16 protein-coding genes are annotated in these 14,398 nt (G+C 64.6%); 8 read left to right on the top strand and 8 right to left on the bottom strand.

The window, feature by feature from the left end; genetic code table 11:
- The first annotated feature begins 75 nt into the window (after positions 1-75).
- On the top strand, positions 76-717 hold the full coding sequence (locus LB525_RS27805; protein ID WP_224532687.1) for a LysE family translocator: 642 nt from the start codon (positions 76-78) through the stop codon (positions 715-717).
- Between the two features lie 3 nt (positions 718-720).
- Here the strand turns inward: LB525_RS27805 and LB525_RS27810 are convergent, their stop codons facing one another.
- Both LB525_RS27810 and rlmN read right to left on the bottom strand, forming a co-directional pair.
- Complete coding sequence (locus LB525_RS27810) at positions 721-1,188, bottom strand: hypothetical protein (protein WP_224549604.1); 468 nt, start codon at positions 1,186-1,188, stop codon at positions 721-723.
- The gene (rlmN, locus tag LB525_RS27815; protein WP_224532681.1) at positions 1,185-2,417 is read right to left on the bottom strand and encodes a 23S rRNA (adenine(2503)-C(2))-methyltransferase RlmN; all 1,233 of its coding nucleotides are present in this window, start codon (positions 2,415-2,417) and stop codon (positions 1,185-1,187) included. Before rlmN ends, LB525_RS27810 begins: the two co-directional genes overlap by 4 nt.
- 367 nt (positions 2,418-2,784) lie before the next feature.
- Here rlmN and LB525_RS27820 point away from each other — a divergent pair, with 367 nt between their 5' ends.
- Together LB525_RS27820 and LB525_RS27825 are read left to right on the top strand one after the other, a co-directional pair.
- On the top strand, positions 2,785-3,084 hold the full coding sequence (locus LB525_RS27820; RefSeq protein ID WP_224549606.1) for a hypothetical protein: 300 nt from the start codon (positions 2,785-2,787) through the stop codon (positions 3,082-3,084).
- 180 nt (positions 3,085-3,264) lie between these two features.
- A complete protein-coding gene (locus tag LB525_RS27825) occupies positions 3,265-4,614 on the top strand; it encodes a chloride channel protein (protein WP_224549608.1) in 1,350 nt (449 codons plus the stop codon).
- Between the two features lie 67 nt (positions 4,615-4,681).
- Here the strand turns inward: LB525_RS27825 and LB525_RS27830 are convergent, their stop codons facing one another.
- From LB525_RS27830 to LB525_RS27840, 3 genes are all read right to left on the bottom strand, one after another.
- A complete protein-coding gene (locus LB525_RS27830) occupies positions 4,682-5,185 on the bottom strand; it encodes an invasion associated locus B family protein (protein ID WP_095769999.1) in 504 nt (167 codons plus the stop codon).
- 257 nt (positions 5,186-5,442) lie between these two features.
- On the bottom strand, positions 5,443-5,805 hold the full coding sequence (locus LB525_RS27835; protein WP_095770030.1) for a YkvA family protein: 363 nt from the start codon (positions 5,803-5,805) through the stop codon (positions 5,443-5,445).
- Positions 5,806-6,177: 372 nt separating this feature from the next.
- Positions 6,178-6,471 (bottom strand): 4a-hydroxytetrahydrobiopterin dehydratase, encoded by a 294-nt coding sequence (locus LB525_RS27840; RefSeq protein WP_095769998.1) that lies wholly within the window; start codon positions 6,469-6,471, stop codon positions 6,178-6,180.
- Positions 6,472-6,520: 49 nt separating this feature from the next.
- Here LB525_RS27840 and LB525_RS27845 point away from each other — a divergent pair, with 49 nt between their 5' ends.
- The gene (locus LB525_RS27845) at positions 6,521-7,036 is read left to right on the top strand and encodes a low molecular weight protein-tyrosine-phosphatase (RefSeq protein WP_224549610.1); all 516 of its coding nucleotides are present in this window, start codon (positions 6,521-6,523) and stop codon (positions 7,034-7,036) included.
- On the opposite strand, the gene thpR is transcribed toward LB525_RS27845, so the two are convergent.
- Complete coding sequence (gene thpR / locus LB525_RS27850) at positions 6,943-7,536, bottom strand: RNA 2',3'-cyclic phosphodiesterase (protein WP_095769997.1); 594 nt, start codon at positions 7,534-7,536, stop codon at positions 6,943-6,945. The genes LB525_RS27845 and thpR overlap by 94 nt on opposite strands.
- Positions 7,537-7,654: 118 nt before the next feature.
- Positions 7,655-8,299, bottom strand: coding sequence for an arylesterase (locus tag LB525_RS27855; protein WP_224549612.1), 645 nt, complete (start codon positions 8,297-8,299; stop codon positions 7,655-7,657).
- 82 nt (positions 8,300-8,381) lie between these two features.
- Here LB525_RS27855 and LB525_RS27860 point away from each other — a divergent pair, with 82 nt between their 5' ends.
- From LB525_RS27860 to LB525_RS27875, 4 genes are all read left to right on the top strand, one after another.
- Positions 8,382-9,077, top strand: a complete 696-nt coding sequence (locus tag LB525_RS27860; protein ID WP_224549614.1) for an ABC transporter ATP-binding protein — start codon at positions 8,382-8,384, stop codon at positions 9,075-9,077.
- A gap of 4 nt (positions 9,078-9,081) precedes the next feature.
- Positions 9,082-11,637, top strand: a complete 2,556-nt coding sequence (locus LB525_RS27865) for an ABC transporter permease (RefSeq protein ID WP_224549617.1) — start codon at positions 9,082-9,084, stop codon at positions 11,635-11,637.
- A 246-nt stretch (positions 11,638-11,883) separates the two neighbouring features.
- Positions 11,884-12,624, top strand: coding sequence for a Bax inhibitor-1/YccA family protein (locus tag LB525_RS27870; protein ID WP_095769993.1), 741 nt, complete (start codon positions 11,884-11,886; stop codon positions 12,622-12,624).
- 87 nt (positions 12,625-12,711) lie between these two features.
- Positions 12,712-13,332 (top strand): N-acetyltransferase family protein, encoded by a 621-nt coding sequence (locus LB525_RS27875; protein WP_411971056.1) that lies wholly within the window; start codon positions 12,712-12,714, stop codon positions 13,330-13,332.
- A 103-nt stretch (positions 13,333-13,435) separates the two neighbouring features.
- Here the strand turns inward: LB525_RS27875 and LB525_RS27880 are convergent, their stop codons facing one another.
- A complete protein-coding gene (locus tag LB525_RS27880) occupies positions 13,436-13,822 on the bottom strand; it encodes a DUF2794 domain-containing protein (protein WP_140546946.1) in 387 nt (128 codons plus the stop codon).
- Positions 13,823-14,398: the final 576 nt, after the last annotated feature.

The following is a 14,398-nucleotide window of genomic DNA, read 5'->3' on the forward strand; positions in this document are numbered from 1 at the left end:
ACCCCATCGCCGCGGCTGGCGCGACTGGGGCAGCCGCGTTATAAACTCGCAAACCATCACGACACCGGGCCTTCCATGTCCTTCATTCCCGACACTTCGACGCTCATCCAGTTCGCCATCGCCACCGTCATCCTGGCGATCACGCCTGGGCCGGACATGACGCTGTTCGTGTCGCGCACGCTGAGCCAGGGCCGCGCCACCGGCTTCGCCTCCATGGCCGGCGCGCTCTGCGGCACGCTGATCCACACCACGCTGGTGGTGGTCGGCATCTCGGCGCTGATCGTCGCCTCGCCGATGGCCTTCTTCGTCTTGAAGATTTTTGGCGCCGGCTATCTGGTGTTCCTGGCTTTTCAAGCGGTGACGAAAGGCTCGGCCTTCTCGCCGGAGAAGAGGACGGGACCGCAGGTTTCGCTGTTCCGCAGCTGGGCGGCCGGGCTCGGGGTCAACCTGCTCAACCCCAAGATCATCCTGTTCTTCATGACCTTCCTGCCGCAATTCGTCTCCGCGCACGATCCGAACGCGTCCGGAAAGCTGTTCTTCCTCGGCGTGATGTTCATCGTGCTGTCGATCCCGGTGACGGCGCCGATGGTGCTGGCGGCGGAGAAATTTTCGGCGGCGATGAAGGCAAGCCCGCGGGTGACGCGCGTTGTCGACTATCTGTTCGGCGGCGTGTTCTCGGCCTTCGCGCTCAAGATCCTGACCGCGCAGGCGAAGTAGGGCTCACGGCTCGGCATCAAGCAGCGCCTCGCGCCGCCAGCTTCCGGCCCAGCGGCCGGCGGAGAGCCAATAGAAGATGCCGCCGACCATGCCGGCGCCGATCACGGCCGGCCGGGCATTGGTTTCGGTGACATCGAAATTGGCGTCGCCCACATTATGCACGAAGCCGAGAAAGACGACGGCGATGATGGCGCCGCCCAGCGCGTAAAACAGCCAGTCGCGCCGGCCGAGCACTTCGGCGGTCAAAATGACGACCGCCGCCGGCATGAAGGCGAAATAGGCGACGAACAGCGCCACGAAAGGCACCGAGAAATAGAGCGAGGCGGTCGCCGTCGGCTCCGGATCGGCCGGGGTGTAGCCCAGATGCGCCAGGACCAGGATGTTGAGGAAGGCGCTCGCCGCCAGCGAGCCGACGACATAGCCGATCAGGATGACGGCGAAGCGAATGAGGTAGGCGATGATGCGCCTCACGCCTCGCCGTGTCCCGCGATCATCATGGCTTCGAGCGCCAGCCGGTCAACCTTGCGCATGCGCTCCGACTCCGACTTCAGCTGGCCGCAGGCGGCGAGGATATCGCGGCCGCGCGGGGTGCGGATCGGCGAAGCATAGCCGGCATTGTTTATATAGTCGGCAAACTTTTCGATCGTTTCCCAGTCCGAGCACTGGTAGTTGGTGCCCGGCCACGGGTTGAACGGGATCAGGTTGATCTTGGCCGGAATGCCTTTGAGCAGCTTGACCAGCGCCTTGGCGTCGTCGAGGGAATCGTTGACATCCTTCAGCATCACATATTCGAAGGTGATGCGCTTGGCATTGGAGAGGCCGGGATAAGCCTTGCAGGCGGCGATCAGTTCCTTCAGCGGGAACTTCTTGTTGATCGGCACCAGCAGGTCGCGCAGGTCGTCATTGGTGGCGTGCAGCGAGATCGCCAACATCACGCCGATCTCCTCGCCAGTGCGGAAGATTTCCGGCACCACGCCGGAGGTCGAAAGCGTGATCCGCCGCTTCGACAGCGACAGCCCGTCGCCGTCGGAGGCGATCAGCAGCGCCTTCTTCACCGCCTCGAAATTATAGAGCGGCTCGCCCATGCCCATCATGACGATGTTGGATACCTTGCGGCCCTCGGCCGGCACAATGGCGCCGTCCGGCGTGTCGCGGTCGGGGAAATCGCCGAGGCGGTCGCGCGCGGTGAGCAGCTGCGCCAGGATCTCCTCGGCGGTGAGGTTGCGCACCAGCTTCTGCGTGCCGGTGTGGCAGAAGGAGCAGGTCAGGGTGCAGCCGACCTGCGAGGAAATGCAGAGCGTGCCGCGGCCTTCCTCGGGAATATAGACGGTCTCGATCTCGACCGGACGGCCGGCGCCGCGCGGCGGAAAGCGGAACAGCCATTTGCGCGTGCCGTCGGCAGAGATCTGCTCCTCGACGATCTCGGGCCGGGCGACGGTGAAATGCTTGTCGAGCTCGGCGCGCAGGTCCTTGGAGATGTTGAACATATGGGCGAAGTCGGAGACGCCGCGCACATACATCCAGTGCCAGAGCTGCTGGGCGCGCATCTTGGCTTGGCGCTCCGGCACGATGCCGGCGCCGACAAGCGCCTCGCCGAGCTCGGCACGGGTCAGGCCGATCAGCGACGGCTTCTCGGCCGGTGCTGCGCGGCGCAAGGCGTCACGTGCGCCTTCGGCGGTAAGATCAAGCGAAATGGTCATGGTGGCGCCAATATAAGCGATTTGCGGCCGATTTCAGCACCGGCCGCACAGGAAACGCGGCGCATAGCACAGCCCGGCGCCGGAGTCATGCGCCCCGCTTTCCTTCTCCCCTTGTGGGAGAAGGTGGCCGAGCGAAGCTCGGTCGGATGAGGGGTGCTCCAGCGGAGTGAGGCGTTGGTGTTCACTGGAACACCCCTCATCCGTCTCGGCGCTGCGCGCCGATCCACCTTCTCCCACAGGGGGAGAAGGCCGCGACTGGCGATGGCCCTTGAAAACAGATCACATCTTCGTGTTGGCGTAACCAATCGAAACGCATCCGCGAACCTGAAAGGGGCGACCATGCCCCTCAACAATGGGAGTTGTTCAAATGCACTCGATCAAGTTCGCACTCATTTCCGGCCTCGCCGGTCTTTGCGCCTCGCAGGCCCTTGCCGAGGACACGATGGGCGCCATGACGATGATGAAGGGCGGACAGGTCACCGCGATCATGCCGGACGGCCACATGGGCACCATGATGCCGGACGCCAAGATGAGCGCCGAAATGATGAAGATGGCCAAGCCGATCAAGCATTGCATGATGATGATCACCGACGCCAAGGGCAAGGCCTACATGATCGACACGTCGACCAAGAAGGCTCAGGCCGAATGTGAAAAAATGGCGATGTGACCTCGCCGGTCCTGCCTGCCGACCTCCCCGCCGGCCGGTGCGCCGGCGGGTTATCCGCCATCCGCTAAACGTCCCCTTGAGCACCGGTCCTAGACCTGACTGACATAGCGTCGGGCTCGCCCTCCCGGGTTGATCGACCCGGCGAGTGTGCTAGGGCGGGTAACCATCACGAGGACGGTCATGGCCGGCATATCCCGAAAATACCGCATGCTGCGGCGTTCCCACGCCATGTGGATGTCGCGGCGCGTCTGGCAACCGCGTCTCGTCTTCTGGGCCGGCGCCATATCGATCGGCCTGATCAGCGTCCTGTTCGCCCTGCTCGCCGACCGCGCGCAGGCCCGGTTCCATGCCGTGACGGGCAATGACGGCGGCTGGCGCTTTTATCTGCCGCTCGTCGTGACGCCGCTCGGTTTCGTCCTTTGCGCCTGGCTCGCGCATTCCTTCTTTCCGGGATCGCAAGGCAGCGGCATTCCGCAGGCGATCGCGGCGCGGCATCTGCGCGACGAGGAAGACCGCAGCCGGATCCTGTCGCTGAGGCTGGTGGTGGGCAAGATCGCGCTCACCATCGTCGGCCTCGCCTGCGGCGCCTCGATCGGCCGCGAGGGCCCGACAGTGCAGGTCGGCGCTTCGCTGATGCTGCAGGCGGCGCGCTGGGGCGGCATGGCGCAGGCGCGCGGCCTGATCCTGGCAGGCTCCGCCGCCGGCATCGCCGCTGCCTTCAACACGCCGCTTGCCGGCATCGTCTTCGCCATCGAGGAAATGGGCCGGGCCTACGAGGCGCGCACCAACGGGCTGGTGCTGACGGCGGTGATCCTGGCTGGCCTCGCCTCGCTCGGGCTGCTCGGCAACTACACCTATTTCGGCGTCGCCAGGGACACGGTCGCCTTCGCCACGGACTGGCCGCTGGTACTCGCCTGCGGAATCATTGGCGGCGGTGTCGGCGCGCTGTTCTCGCTCTCGGCGCTGAAGGTCATGCGCCGCATCCGGCGCTGGAACGCGCTGCAGCCGCTGCCGCGCACGCTGGTCGTGGCGGCCATATGCGGGCTCGCCGTGGCGGTCATCGGCGTCGCGTCTGGCGGGCTGACCTTCGGCACCGGTTATGTGCAGGCGCGCGGCGCGATCGAAGGCACGCCGCTGCCGGCCTTCTTCTTCGTCGAGAAGTTCGCAGCCGGCCTGCTGTCGATGGTATCGGGCATTCCCGGCGGCCTCTTCGCGCCGTCGCTGGCGGTGGGCTCGGGGCTGGGCAGCACGCTCGGCCTGGTCTTCGGCACGGCCATCGGAACGGCGGCGCTGCTCGGTATGGCCGGCTATTTCGCCGGCGTCGTGCAGGCGCCGATGACGGCCTTCGTCATCATTCTCGAGATGACCGGCAACCACGACAATGTGATCGCGCTGATGTGCGCGTCGATGCTGGGCTACGGCACGGCGAGGCTGATCTCCAACGAACCTCTTTACCACGCGCTGTCGCGCGTCTTCATCGCCGAGGCGATCCGGCGGCGCAGGGCGCAGCCAGAGCCGGCGCAGGGCTGAGCGCCATCACAAACAAAAGGCCGGGCATGATGTCCGGCCTTGCGTCAGGTTCGAATGCGGTTCCCGCCTATTTGCACTTGGCGATCGAGGCCAGCGCGGCCGAAATGCCCTTCAGCGAGAAGACGTAGGAAGTGGGGTTGCCGCGGCCGGACTTGGCCTGCACCTTCATGTCGGAACCGGTCTTCATGGCGGCGATCAGCACCGGCTCTTCCGCCGCGTTCTCGACCCAGGCCGACTTGCCGCGGGTGAACATCGAGAAGCTCTTCTTGTCGATGGTGACGGTGGCCTTCGAGCCTTCCTGGAAGTTGTAGCCCGCGATGAACTGCGGCTCGTAGGAGACCTGCTGTCCGGGACGCTGGCTGACGAAGAAGAACATGTCGCCATGGTCGAGCGACGGCGGCTGCTTGTCGGTGGGCACGGTCAGCACATAGCAGACCTTGCCGGCGGCCGACTGATAGCTGTAGGTGCCCCAGGCATTGTGCTGGCCGATCTTGGTCGCCTGCTGCGCCAACGCCGGCGCTGCCGAGGCCGCCAGGACCAGGCTGGAAACTATAGCAATCAATCCGCGCATCGTTCTTCCCGTATTCCAAATGGTGCGGAGGCGGGCCGCGTGGCGTCCTGCCGTCGCTTCATTTTGATTTAATCAGGGTTACCAAACGGTGAATTGTCCTCGAAGAAAAGGAACCCACCCCAGGAAACCGCCACCATCGGCGCCGCCACTGTGGATTGATGCCGGCGCGACGTCCCGGCGCGGAGTTGGATGCCACGAAAACGGCAAGAGTTTGTCTTTTCGTCCGCGCCGATTTGCGGGCCTGAAGCGAGCCGGGATCAGCTCTTGTCCGCCAGCGCGTCTTTGGCGGCCTGCCTGTGGGCAGGCGTGATATGCGCGCTGACGGCGGTGATCGCCGCGGTCAGCACGGCAAGGTCGTCGGTGAAGCCGAGGCCGAAGATGAAGTCGGGGATGAAATCCACCGGCAGGACGAAATAGCCGAGCGCGGCGAGCAGGATACCCTTGGCGCGCAGCGGCGTGTCCTTGTCCATGGCGCAATAATAGGCGGCCACAACCTCGTCCATGAACGGAATCTGCCGCGCCGCCTTCTTGGCGGTGCGCCAGAATTTTTCGCGCACCTCGCCCTCGCCGGCGAGCTTGTCGCCGAAGCCGAAGAAATCGAAACCGGTACCTTGCGCCATCAATCGCTCCTTGGCGGCCGCGTGCATCGTTGCGGGCGGCTCGCCGCGGGAAAATGTGGTGAAAGCGGGAGGCGGCTACAAGAGTTTAGGGGTGCGTCGATCTAAAATCGAACTCGCAACAATAACAAGCATGGCAATCGCCTCAGTACGGTAGTTGGCCAAGGCATCCCTCCGATCGTCATCCACGGGCGGAGCAAGGAGCGAAGCGACGCGCGCAGACCCGAGGCTCCATTCCGTGACATACGAGCGCTGCTCACGGTGCAGAATGCTGCCCCGCTGCAATTCTCGGCAAAGGTCACGGAATGGATTCCAGGGTCTGCGCGCGTCGCTTCGCTCCTTGCTCCGCCCTGGAATGACGAAGTCCGCTCGCTCTCAGCCGAAATACACGTTCATCCGCTTGGCGAGCTCGATATCCAGCGCCGTGACGCCGCCTGCGTCATGCGTGTTCAGCGTCACGTCGACGGTCTTGTAGACATTCGACCAGTCCGGGTGATGGTCCATCTTTTCGGCCGCCAGCGCCACGCGCGTCATGAAGGCGAAGGCCTCGGAGAAATTCTTGAAGACGAAGCTGCGCTTGATGGAGGCGCCGTCGGCGGCGAGCGACCAGCCGTCAAGTTCCGCAAGCGCGGCGACGATCGCTTCCTTGTTGAGTTTTTCCCTGTTCATGTCCGGTCCCTGTGCTATTCGCAGATGATCCAACCATAGCGCCGGATCGATGAGCGCAAAGCCCATAAAATCCATTCTGTTCGTCTGCCTTGGCAACATCTGCCGCTCGCCGCTGGCCGAGGGCGTGTTCCGGGCCGTCCTGACCGAGCAAGGCAAAGACCAGGGTCTGGTGATCGATTCGGCCGGGACGGGCGGCTGGCATGCCGGCCAGGAGCCGGACCGGCGCTCGATCGCGGTGGCGGCAAGGCACGGCGTCGACATTTCAGGGCAGCGGGCGCGCAAGGTGCTGCCGGAGGATTTTTCGCGGTACGACCTGATCCTCGGCATGGACCGGGCGAATGTGCGCGACCTCAAGGCGCTGGCGCCGCAGGCCGCGCACGACCGCATCCATCTCTATCTGGATTTTGCCACGGGAAAGGCCGTGGACGTTCCCGATCCCTATTACGACGGCGCCGAGGCCTTCGCCTCGGTCTACCGCATGATCCGCGAGGCGTCGGATGCGCTGGCGAAGCGGCTTGGGGCCAGCGCTTCGCCGACCAGCGGCCAGGCTTCCTCGACGATGTAGGGGCCGCCGCCGACCGAATCGCGCGACGACATCAGGACGAAGCGGCCGACGCGGAAGGGCAATGCCGCGAAATTGCCGCGCGCCGAAAGATATTGCGCGACATCGAGCGGGCTCCCATTGCGCAGGCGCGCCAGCGTCACATGCGGCGAAAACTTGCGTGGGTCGGCCGGCAGGCCGAGCCGCTGGCAGATGCGGTCGATCTCGCCCTGCAGCGCCGTCAGGTCGGGCGAGGCCGACACGCCGGCCCACACCGCATGCGGCTTCTTGCCGCCGAAGGCGCCGACCCCAGAGAGCGTCATCTGGAAAGAGGGGCGGTCGACCCTGTCGAGGGCGTTGGCGATTTCGTCGGCGACATGGCCCTCGACATCACCGATGAAACGCAGCGTCAGGTGGTAGTTTTCGACGTCGATCCAGCGCGCTCCGGGCAGCCCGCCCCGGAGCAGGGACAAAGAGAGAGCAGCATCACGCGGAATTTCGAGGGCGGTGAAAAGACGTGGCATGTGAAGCCTCCTGTCCTCGAATCGAAACTCTCGTTCCTAGCGAATCATCGATATTGGCGCGGGGCAAGCGGTTTGTTGTCCACAAAGTTTCCCCAGCGGAAAGCGTGGCATTACGGACTCATGATGGCCCCCCATTGTCGGCGATCGCCTTCTCGACCACGGGCAGGATGCGCTCGACCATGACGTCGACACCCCGGGGATTGGGATGCAGGCCGTCTTCGAGCTGGCGGTCGGGATGGCCGGCGACGCCGTCGAGAAAGAACGGATAGAGCGGAACGCGGTATTTTTCGGCAAGCCGCGGATAGATGGCATCGAAGGCCTTCTGGTAATCAGCGCCGAGATTGGGCGCGGCGCGCATGCCGGCCAGAAGCACCGGAATGTTGCGTTGCTTCAGCTTGCCCAGCATCGCGTCGAGGTTCTTCTCGGCGATCTTGGGCGAAAGGCCGCGCAGCATGTCGTTGGCGCCAAGCTCGAGGATCACCAGCCTTGTGCCGTCCGGCACCGACCAGTCGAGCCGCGCCAGCCCGCCGCTCGATGTGTCGCCCGACACGCCGGCATTGGCGACGGCGACATCGAGGCCCTTCGCCTTCAGAGCCGCTTGCAGCCTGTCGGTGAAACCCTGGCCCGGTCCAAGGCTGTAGCCAGCCATCAGGCTGTCGCCGAAGCCGACTATGGTGAAGGTTGCGGCGCGCGCCGGCGAGATGGCGGCGCAAAGGCCTAGGAAAAGGATGAGGGCTGCGGCAAAACGGTGTTTGAAAGCCATGCGGCGAGCCCCATATGACCGGAACAATCCAAGGGAGGAGACAGCGGTCGTCTCCTTTTTTCACATATAGGGCGCTTTCATTGTGACAGAAGCCGTCATCGCGCTGAGGGACATATCGCTGACGCTCGGCGAGGGCGCGTCCTCCGTCCATGTGCTGAAAGATGTGAGCCTCGACGTGGCGGCCGGCGAAGCCACCGGCATTGTCGGTCCGTCGGGCTCCGGCAAGTCCACGCTGCTGATGGTCCTTGCCGGGCTGGAAAGAGTCGATTCGGGCACAGTCCGGATCGCCGGCGATCTGATCAATGACAAAAGCGAGGATCAGATTGCTTCGTTTCGTGGGCGAAACATCGGCATCGTGTTCCAATCCTTCCATCTCATCCCCAACATGACAGCGCTGGAAAATGTTGCCGTGCCGCTGGAGCTCGCCGGCCATACCGATCCGTTCGGGGTGGCCGCGCGGGAGCTCGCGGCGGTCGGCCTGAGCGACCGCGTGACGCATTATCCGGGAGAGCTTTCCGGCGGCGAGCAGCAGCGCGTGGCGATCGCGCGGGCGCTGGCGCCGTCGCCGCGCATCCTCATCGCCGACGAGCCGACCGGCAACCTCGACCAGGTGACGGGAAAGCAGATCGCCGATCTCCTGTTCGCCAAGGCGGCGGAGCGAGGCATGACGCTGGTGCTGGTGACGCATGATCCGGCGCTGGCCGGGCGTTGTGCGCGCCAGGTCTCGATGCGTTCGGGGCGGATCGAGGATGCGCCTTTGCTCAAAGTGACGGCATAGAGGCATGGCGGCCGCCCGGCTTCGAACCCTGAAGCTTGCCATCCGCTTCTCGCTGCGCGAGATGCGCGGCGGCCTGTCCGGCTTCATGATCTTCCTAGCCTGCATCGCGCTGGGCGTCGCGGCAATTGGCGGCGTCAATTCGGTGGCGCAGGCGATCTCGGCCGGTGTCGCCAATCAGGGACAGACGCTGCTTGGCGGCGATTTGCGCTTCCAGGTCAACCAGCGCAGCGCTTCCGATGCGGAGCTCGGCTTCATCAAGGGCCTCGGCACTGTCTCGCTCAATTCCGGCATGCGCTCGATGGCGCGGCTGGAGGACGGCTCGGACCAGGCGCTGATCGAGGCAAAGGCCGTCGACGACGCCTATCCGCTCTACGGTGCGCTGGAAACCGATCCGGCGCTGCCGAAGGAGCAATTGTTCGGCGAACGGTCCGGCGTGTTCGGCGCCGCCGCGCCCGACCTTTTGTTCGACCGGCTCAATCTTCACATCGGCGACAGGTTGAAACTCGGCAGCGCCACTTTCGAGTTGCGGGCGAGGCTGGTCAGCGAGCCGGATGCGGTGTCGGACGGTTTCGGTTTCGCGCCGCGGCTGATGATTTCGCGCCAGGGCCTTGCCGCATCCGGCCTGGTGCAGCCCGGCAGCCTTGTCGAGAACGCCTATAAGGTGCGCCTGCCCGACGGCACGTCCGAGGCGCGGATCAAGGACATCCAGGCTCAAGCCGCGAAGGATTTCCCGCAGGCCGGCTGGTCGATCCGCACGCGCAGCAACGCCGCCCCCGCGCTCTCCGCCAATATCGAACGCTTCTCGCAATTCCTGACGCTGGTCGGGCTGACGGCGCTGGTGGTCGGCGGCGTCGGCGTGGCCAACGCCGTGCGCGCCTATCTCGACGGCAAGCGCGGCGTCATCGCCACCTTCAAGAGCCTCGGCGCCTCGGGCGGCTTCGTCTTCACCGTCTATCTGGTGCAGATCCTGTTGATTGCAGGCCTCGGCATCGTGCTCGGGCTTATCGTCGGCGCCGCGATGCCGTTCGTGGCGAGCGCGCTTCTGCAGTCGGTCATCCCGGTGCCGGCGCAAGGCGGCTTCTATCCTGGCGCGCTGGCCCTTGCCGCGCTGTTCGGCCTGCTGGTGACGCTGGCCTTCGCGCTTTTGCCGCTCGGCCGCGCCCGCGACGTGCCGGCAACCGCGCTGTTCCGCGAAATGGGCTTTGAAAGCCGGGGCCTGCCGCGCCTGCCCTATACGGGCGCGGCGCTCGCGATCGTGCTGGCGCTGGCGGCGTTGGCGATCCTTTCGGCCAACGACTACCGCATCGCCTCGATCTTCGTCGGCGCCACGGTCTTTGCCTTCCTGGTGCTGCGGCTGGTGGCGGCGCTGGTGCAGTGGGCGGCTAGGAAAAGTCCGCGCGTCCGTTTCGTGTCGCTTCGGCTGGCGCTCGGCAACATCCACCGTCCCGGCGCGCTGACGCCCTCGGTGGTGCTGTCGCTCGGCCTCGGGCTGACGCTTCTCGTCACCCTGGCGCTGATCGACGGGAATCTCAGGCGGCAGATCTCCGGCAGCCTGCCGGAGCGGGCGCCGAACTTCTTCTTCGTTGACATCCAGAGCAGCGATGTCGATGCCTTCGCCGGCCTTGTCGGCAAGGAGTCGCCGCGGGGGACGCTGGTCAAGGTGCCGATGCTGCGCGGGCGCATCATGGCGCTCAACGGCGTCGACGTCGACAAGGTGAAGATCCCGGCCGACGGCGCCTGGGTGCTGCGCGGCGACCGCGGCCTGACCTATGACGCCAAGCAGCCGGAAAACGCGACGCTGACCGAAGGCGCGTGGTGGCCGCAGGACTATTCCGGTGAGCCGCTGGTGTCGTTCTCGGCCGAGGAGGGCAAGGCGATCGGGCTGAAGCTCGGCGACACCGTCACCGTCAATGTGCTTGGACGCAACGTCACCGCGAGGATCGCCAATTTCCGCCAGGTCGAGTGGGAGACGATGGGCATCAACTTCGTCATGGTGTTTTCGCCCAACACCTTCGCCGGGGCGCCGCATGGCTGGCTGGCGACACTGACCGACAAACAAGCCACTGCGGCCGACGATGCAAGGCTGCTCAACGCCGTCACCCGCGCCTTTCCGGCTGTGACGACGGTGCGCGTCAAGGACGCGCTCGACATTGTCAACCGGCTGGTGGCGCAATTGGGCGCCGCGATCCGCGCCGCCGCCGGCGTGGCGCTGATCGCCTCGGTGCTGGTGCTCTCCGGCGCTTTGGCCGCCGGCAACCGGGCGCGCATCCATGACGCTGTGGTGCTGAAGACGCTCGGCGCGACGCGACGAACGCTGATTACCGCCTTCTCGCTGGAATATATGCTGATCGGCTTTGCGACCGCGCTGTTCGCGCTTGCCGCCGGCGGCATCGCCGCCTGGTTCGTGGTCGCGCATATCATGACGCTGCCGTCGCATTTCATACCACAGGTCGCGGTGGCGACGATCCTGGTTTCGCTGGCGGTCACCGTCGGCATCGGCCTTGCCGGGACCTGGCGGGTGCTCGGCCACAAGGCGGCGCCGGTGCTGCGCAACCTCTGACGGGGGGGCCGAGAGCCGCCCGCCCGCTTAAACCTTTGTAAGCCCGGTTAAATTTTTGTAAGAAAGACGCCCGGAAGACCCGAAAACCGGCCTTTTGCCTTCTCACGAAGCGTTGCGCCTCGTTACCGTCTTGTTCTTGACGTCGAGAACGCTCATATTTTGCGCAGGCATGCTGGAGCCTCGCCAGCGGCGCCTGGTCTCGAATGACCTGTCACCGGACGGGGCAGAAGCAACAGAGGATTTCCAATGGCTGATCCCATTCGCAACTACCAGACGTCCGCCGCCCCCGGCGTGCGCGTCGATATCGATCAAGGCCTGCGCGCCTACATGATCAAAGTCTACAACCTCATGGGGCTTGGCCTGCTCATTACCGGCCTTGCCGCCTGGGGCGCCTTCCAGCTCGCCATCACCGGCGACGGCCAGCTGACCGCGTTCGGCCAGCTGATCTATGCAAGCGCGTTCCGCTGGGTCGTCATCCTGGCGCCGCTCGCCGCCGTGATGTTCCTGTCGTTCCGCATCCAGTCGATGAGCGTGGGCGCGGCTCAGGCCACGTTCTGGGTCTATGCCGGCCTTGTCGGCCTGTCGCTGTCGACGATCTTCCTCGTCTACACCGGCACCAGCATCACCCAGACCTTCTTCGCCACGGCCGCGGCCTTCGGCGGTCTGTCGCTCTACGGCTACACGACCCGCCGCGACCTGTCGGCGTTCGGCTCGTTCCTGATCATGGGCGTGATCGGCCTGCTGATCGCGATGCTGATCAACATCTTCCTGCAGTCGTCGGCGCTCGCTTTCGCCATCTCGGCGATCGGCGTGCTGGTCTTCGCCGGCCTGACCGCCTACGACACGCAGAAGATCAAGGAAATGTATTTCGAAGGTGACGTCGCCGACGTCGCCGGCCGCAAGGCGATCATGGGCGCGCTGCGCCTCTATCTCGACTTCATCAACCTGTTCATGTTCCTGCTGCAGTTCATGGGCGACCGCCGCTAAGGGCGGTTACCCCGGTTTCAGTGGACCATAGATTTGCGAAGGGCGGCCCAATGGCCGCCCTTTCTTTTCGCACAGTCCTCTGCTGATATCGAGGCAGCAACGAGAACTGCACAAATTATGAGCACTATTGCGATCAGGGCCGCTACTGCGGCCGACCTCGACCGAATCACCGAAATCTATGCCGATGCGGTCGCGCACGGCACGGCAAGCTACGAGCTGGAACCGCCGAGCCGCGCCGAAATGGGCAACCGATTCGACGCTCTAGCAGCGGGCGGCTTTCCTTATCTCGTGGCGGAGAAGGACGGCATCGTGCTCGGCTATGCCTATGCCGGACCGTTCCGGCCGCGTCCCGCCTACCGATTCGTCATCGAGGATTCGGTCTATGTCGCGCCGGAGGCCAAGGGGCAGGGCGTGGGCTTGCTGCTGATGCGGGCGCTGATCGAGACGGCGCGCGCGGCGGGCTTCCGCCAGATCATTGCGGTGATCGGCGACGGCCACGCAGACAGCGCCTCGGTGCGGCTGCACGAGAAGCTCGGCTTCCGCCATTCCGGGCGACTGGAAGGATCCGGCTACAAGCACGGACGCTGGCTGGACACGGTGTTCATGCAGCTTTCGCTGAATGGCGGCGCGGAATTGCCGCCCGATCCGGATTCGCTGCCGGAGCGAAGGTTCCGGAGCTCAAGGGAAACAGAAGAACTGAAGAACTGAAGAACTGAAGAACTGAAGAAGAGGCGCTCAAGGTCCGCTGGAGACGCGGCCTTTTTCCTCAGTTCCTCAATTCTTCAGTTCTTCAGTTCTTCGATTCCTCTTCTCACGCCTCGACAACCTTCAGCTTGGCATCGAACACGCCGAGCACGCGGCCGAGCTCCTGGCCGCGCTTGAGGATGCGGCCGCCGGCGGCGATGACGGCGAAAGCGCCTTGCCGGCGCGCCAGCCTGGGGTCCTTGACGATCTGGAACAGCGGCACTTCGCTGGCCCGGCGGAAGACGGAAAAGACAGCGCGATCAGTGAGATGATCGATCGCGTAGTCGCGCCATTCATTGGCCGCCACCATGCGTCCGTAAAGCCTCAGGATTTGGTCGAGCTCGCGCCGGTCGAATCGCACCGGCTGGTCGAGGCGGGCGTTGCGCGCCTCGTGCAGCGGGATCAATATTCCGGATGCTTCCCCATCCTCCGTCCCGCCGCTGTGATCGGTCATGCCTCGATCCTTCGATTGAATCATGCGCCGGCCAAGGTTCGCGCTTTCACAAGGGAATTGCAAGGGCGCGATGGAATTGTAACGCCGGCCGAACACGCGCGGGTCGCGCGGTTTCCCAAACGTCCAGTCACGTTTGCGAAACACATGTTGGAATTGGTGATGCTCCGCCACATTCTCGCCACAAATAATCCGCGCTCATGCCCCAATGTCCGACGAATTTACGGTCGTTGCCTGAGACGGTTCGGTCCGGCACCGGCTCGTAAACCCCAAGCCCCCCGCCCACGGGTCAGCGTCGGATCGAACCAACCTCGGTTTTTCCTTGGAAAAATCAGGTGCGACGATCCCAAAACCTGAATGACCGGCGTCAGAAGCAAGCTGACGCCGGTTTTTTATTTTCCAGCTCTCCTTGTCTACCGCATGCACAAATTTCCAAGCGGGCTGATCTTTGGCGATAGTGTGCATGCAGCTTGGCGCATGCATTGCCTAGCTAATCCAATATAGCGCTGGTCGACCCCCACTCCGTCTCGGCTTCGCCGAGCCACCTCTCCCCCGATCGACGGGGGAGAGGAAAGGCGC

This window comes from Mesorhizobium sp. CA16, assembly GCF_020165175.1.
GTDB lineage: Bacteria > Pseudomonadota > Alphaproteobacteria > Rhizobiales > Rhizobiaceae > Mesorhizobium.

Bases quoted from the DNA above. Each gene is read 5' to 3' on its own strand.
- LB525_RS27845 (WP_224549610.1), top strand. From the start codon at position 6,521: ATGAGCGCAAAGCCCATAAAATCCATTCTGTTCGTCTGCCTTGGCAAC.
- rlmN (WP_224532681.1), bottom strand. From the start codon at position 2,417: ATGACCATTTCGCTTGATCTTACCGCCGAAGGCGCACGTGACGCCTTG.
- LB525_RS27840 (WP_095769998.1), bottom strand. From the start codon at position 6,471: ATGAACAGGGAAAAACTCAACAAGGAAGCGATCGTCGCCGCGCTTGCG.
- LB525_RS27870 (WP_095769993.1), top strand. From the start codon at position 11,884: ATGGCTGATCCCATTCGCAACTACCAGACGTCCGCCGCCCCCGGCGTG.
- LB525_RS27820 (WP_224549606.1), top strand. From the start codon at position 2,785: ATGCACTCGATCAAGTTCGCACTCATTTCCGGCCTCGCCGGTCTTTGC.
- LB525_RS27865 (WP_224549617.1), top strand. From the start codon at position 9,082: ATGGCGGCCGCCCGGCTTCGAACCCTGAAGCTTGCCATCCGCTTCTCG.
- LB525_RS27805 (WP_224532687.1), top strand. From the start codon at position 76: ATGTCCTTCATTCCCGACACTTCGACGCTCATCCAGTTCGCCATCGCC.
- thpR (WP_095769997.1), bottom strand. From the start codon at position 7,536: ATGCCACGTCTTTTCACCGCCCTCGAAATTCCGCGTGATGCTGCTCTC.
- LB525_RS27855 (WP_224549612.1), bottom strand. From the start codon at position 8,299: ATGGCTTTCAAACACCGTTTTGCCGCAGCCCTCATCCTTTTCCTAGGC.
- LB525_RS27835 (WP_095770030.1), bottom strand. From the start codon at position 5,805: ATGGCGCAAGGTACCGGTTTCGATTTCTTCGGCTTCGGCGACAAGCTC.
- LB525_RS27830 (WP_095769999.1), bottom strand. From the start codon at position 5,185: ATGCGCGGATTGATTGCTATAGTTTCCAGCCTGGTCCTGGCGGCCTCG.
- LB525_RS27825 (WP_224549608.1), top strand. From the start codon at position 3,265: ATGGCCGGCATATCCCGAAAATACCGCATGCTGCGGCGTTCCCACGCC.
- LB525_RS27880 (WP_140546946.1), bottom strand. From the start codon at position 13,822: ATGACCGATCACAGCGGCGGGACGGAGGATGGGGAAGCATCCGGAATA.